The organism is Micromonospora sp. CPCC 206171 (genome assembly GCF_036906755.1).
In the GTDB taxonomy this organism is placed as follows: domain Bacteria; phylum Actinomycetota; class Actinomycetes; order Mycobacteriales; family Micromonosporaceae; genus Micromonospora; species Micromonospora purpureochromogenes.
Map to the genome: position 1 here is coordinate 1 of NZ_JBAKHT010000056.1, position 3448 is coordinate 3448.

Annotated in this window: 4 protein-coding genes; 2 read left to right on the forward strand and 2 right to left on the reverse strand. The window is 66.7% G+C overall.

What is annotated here, in order from left to right; all coding sequences use genetic code 11:
• On the reverse strand, positions 1-1243 hold a 1243-nt coding region (locus V6U89_RS30020; RefSeq protein ID WP_334576665.1), incomplete at its 3' end, for an amylo-alpha-1,6-glucosidase.
• Entirely contained in the window at positions 1240-1617 is a 378-nt protein-coding gene (locus V6U89_RS30025) for an SCP2 sterol-binding domain-containing protein (RefSeq protein WP_334576667.1), read from the reverse strand. The genes V6U89_RS30020 and V6U89_RS30025, both read right to left, overlap by 4 nt.
• Before the next feature lie 205 nt (positions 1618-1822).
• On the opposite strand from V6U89_RS30025, the gene V6U89_RS30030 reads away from it, so the two are divergent.
• Positions 1823-2200: an SCP2 sterol-binding domain-containing protein gene (locus V6U89_RS30030; RefSeq protein WP_334576669.1), complete on the forward strand. Its 378-nt coding sequence runs from the start codon at positions 1823-1825 to the stop codon at positions 2198-2200.
• Positions 2197-3448: amylo-alpha-1,6-glucosidase (locus V6U89_RS30035; protein ID WP_334576671.1), on the forward strand; the 1252-nt coding region annotated here is incomplete at its 3' end. The genes V6U89_RS30030 and V6U89_RS30035, both read left to right, overlap by 4 nt.

The following is a 3448-nucleotide window of genomic DNA, read 5'->3' on the forward strand; positions in this document are numbered from 1 at the left end:
CCCAGGAATCCTTCCAGCACTGGTTCTCCAGCCCGGTCCGCTCGTTGCGGCGCTGGTACCGGACGTAGCCGTCGCCGATGATGTCGCCGTACTCGTCGATCCAGTGGAGTGCGGCTCTCGCGGACCGCTCGAGAAGGCGTACGGCGGTGGCGTCGCCGGTCCACCGCTCGTACTCGTCGAGCAGGATGACGTAGAGGGGAGTCGAGTCGGCACTACCGAAGTAGGGCGAATGCGGCTGCTCCTCGAACCCGGTCGTCTCCCCGTACCGCAGCTCGTGGGGAATCTTCCCCGGCTCCTCCTCGCGGAAGTCATCCAGGACATGGCCCTGCACCAGGGCCAGCAGGCGCAGCGTCGTGGCCGCGAGTTCCGGTGCGAACGGCAGCGCCTGCAGGCTGGTGAGGATGCTGTCCCGACCGAACACCGCCATGAACCATGGCAGGCCGGCGGCGGGCAGGGCGTGGCCGCCGAGGGTCATCGGCATGAAACGCAGCGCGGCGAGATCAGCCAAGCTGCGCCGGTAGGTCATAGCCAACGTCTGGGAGTCGCAGGTCAGACGGGGTGCCTCGGCGAGCCACTGGTCCAGGTCCTGGCGCAACTGCTTCCTGGCCCGGCCGGGTCTGCCCTGCAGGCTCTCCCGAAGATCGCGCCCGTTCCCGTCCAGCGCCTGCACGCGCAGGTCGGTGATCCACCGGCCGTGCGCTCCGAGCCGAGCATCGTAGGTCAGCCCATGCTCGTCGACGCGCGCCGGCTCGCTGGAGCAGACCAAGGTTTCGCGGCAGAACCCCTTCCGCCGATAGCCGAGCCGCAGGCACCCGTCCTCGACCCGGGCGTAGTACGTACCCTTCTTGCTCCGGACATCCTTGATCTCGAAAAGGTCGGCGAAGTCGCTCTCGACCTCGATCCGGATTTGCAGGTCGACCGGCTCGGGCTCGTGGTTGATCACCGTCAGCCGCTCGGTGAAGCTTCCGCCGATGGAGCGTTCACGAATTGCCGAGACGCTGATATCGACGAGCGGAGTGGGGACGGTCGGGACGACGACGGAGCGGCTCTGGAAGTATTCAACGTCCGCGACGGTGAGCGCGTTGACCCGTTCGCCGTTGATTGACAGGACCCATTTCGACAGGAATCGGGTGTCGAACGAGAAGAGACCGGTCGGGATGGTGGGGGACGCGTCGATGTCGCCGGTCTCCTCACTGACCACGAACGTGTTGCCGTCCAGCAGACGGACGAGGCCATCGCTCATGCCGGTCGTCTCCGCGCCTGGGCGAACTCCCGCGGGTGGTGCGCGCCGGGCGGCCCCGGCATGATTCCCTGGATCAGGGCGGCCAGTCGCAGATCGCCCTCCACTCTGATGTCGTTACGCACCCACGCCGAGTAGATGTGCGTCGTGCCATCGACGATCCGGTCGAAATTCGTCCTCGTGCTGTGGAGGACGCAGTCAGCCTCGCCCTCGTCCCGCGAGACGCGGACATCGCCGCGGTCGACCATCAGGAACCACTGGTCGACGCCCTGCTCGTGGTCGAGGTCGAACCGGATGGTCCCGGTGGCCTGCTCGAGCAGGGGCTCATGGCCGCGACGGCCGAGCGCTTCGAAGAAGCTCGCGGTGGGATTCGACATGAGCCTCTCCTCCAGTGGGTCCCGAGCCCGATCAGCCGCCAACTCACCATGACCGGAAGTGGAGCGCTGCCGCATCAACCCCATCGGGTGAACTTCGGGTGCCTCCCGCGGTCGCCCACCAATCTCATCCTTTTCGGGTGAGGTCACGACACCGCGATCAGTGTGATGGTGCCTCTTGGCCGGCGGATTTCTGCGGGGGGTTGCCATGTCGGAGACGACCAGGAAGTTCTTTGACGGGCTTGAGCGGCACGGCCACGAACGCCTGCTGAAGAAGACGAACGGCACCATACGCTTCGACCTCGAGCACGCCAACGAGGTCGACCACTGGTTCGTGGAGATCCGCGGGGGTGCCGTCCGGGTGTCACAGCAGAACAGCGACGCCGACACTGTCATCCGTTCCGACAGCGCCTTCTTTGACCGGATGGCACGTGGCGAGGCCAAACCGCTCCCGGCATGGTTGAGGAACGAGATAACGAGCGAAGGAGAATTTCGGTTCATCGTCCTGCTGGAGCGGCTCTTCGCGCCGCCGCCCGGCGCGCGACACCCGCGGATGACTGACCGTGACCGTGGGGGGCGGAGGTGAAGACGGACCTCGTCAGGATCCTGGACGGCAACATCTTCGTGTTGAGCGACGGCAGTGGCGACATAGAAGCGAAGCCCACCGTCCCGTGCGGGTTCTTCTCGTTCGACACGCGGTTCCTGTCGCTGTGGCGGCTGACCATCAACGGCGAACGGGTGAGCGCGCTGGCCATGGACGACCCGTCGTACTTCGAGGCGCGGTTCTTCCTGGTGCCGGGGGCCCCGACGCACTATGTGGACGCACAGGTATCGGTGATCCGCGAACGATCGGTGGCCGGCAGCTTCGAGGAGCGGTTGACGGTGCTCAACCATGCCGGCGAACCGGCCGAGTTCACTGTCCGCGTGGACGCGGACAGCGACTTCATCCCGCTGATCGTGGTCGGACAGGAACGTACGCCACCTGGCCGGCTCTACCAGCGCGTCGAAGACGGGCGCCTGCACCTCGGCTATGAGCGGGAGAAGTTTCGGCGGGAGACGGAGATATCCACGACCGAGCCGGCGCAGGTCGACGAACGCGGGTTGACCTATCACGTCCGGATCGGACCCCATGGGCAGTGGACGACGACGCTGCATGTCCGAGGGTTGGTGCTGCGTCCGGACGGCGACGACGTTCGGGACCATGTGTACCCCGGCCGCCACCGACGCAACAGGGCGCGGCTCCAGGACGACCTGCAGCAGTGGCTCGGCCAGGCTCCGCAGCTCACCTGCGGCTGGGAGCCACTAGAGCGGACCTATCGACGTAGCATGGTCGATCTCGCCGCCCTGCGGTATTCGCCGATGACGCTACCGGCCGAGGCGATGCCCGCCGCGGGACTGCCGTGGAACGCGACCATCACCGGCCGTGACCCCATCCTCACCAGCCTGCAGGCGCTGCCGTTCGCACCGGATCTCGCCGTCGCGACGCTGCGCATGCTCGGCATCGACCAGGGCTCCGAGCTTGACGATTTCCGGGACGAGGAGCCGGGCAAGATCCTGCGCGAGTTCCGCTACGGCGAGATGGTCGCGTTCGAGGAGCTACCGCAGTCGCCGTACTACGGTGCCGCCGACGCCACCCCGCTCTACGTGATCCTGCTCGACGAGTACGAGCGGTGGACCGGCAACGCCGCCCTGGTGCGGGAGTTCGAAGACGAGGCGCGCGCGGCTCTGCACTGGATCGACGAGTACGGCGACATCATGGGCGACGGCTACGTCTGGTACCAGCGCCGCAACGAGCGGACCGGGCTGGAGAACCAGGGCTGGAAGGAATCCCCGA

Excerpts from the sequence above, each read along its gene's own strand:
- V6U89_RS30030 (WP_334576669.1), top strand. The coding sequence starts at position 1,823 with ATGTCGGAGACGACCAGGAAGTTCTTTGACGGGCTTGAGCGGCACGGC.
- V6U89_RS30025 (WP_334576667.1), bottom strand. The coding sequence starts at position 1,617 with ATGTCGAATCCCACCGCGAGCTTCTTCGAAGCGCTCGGCCGTCGCGGC.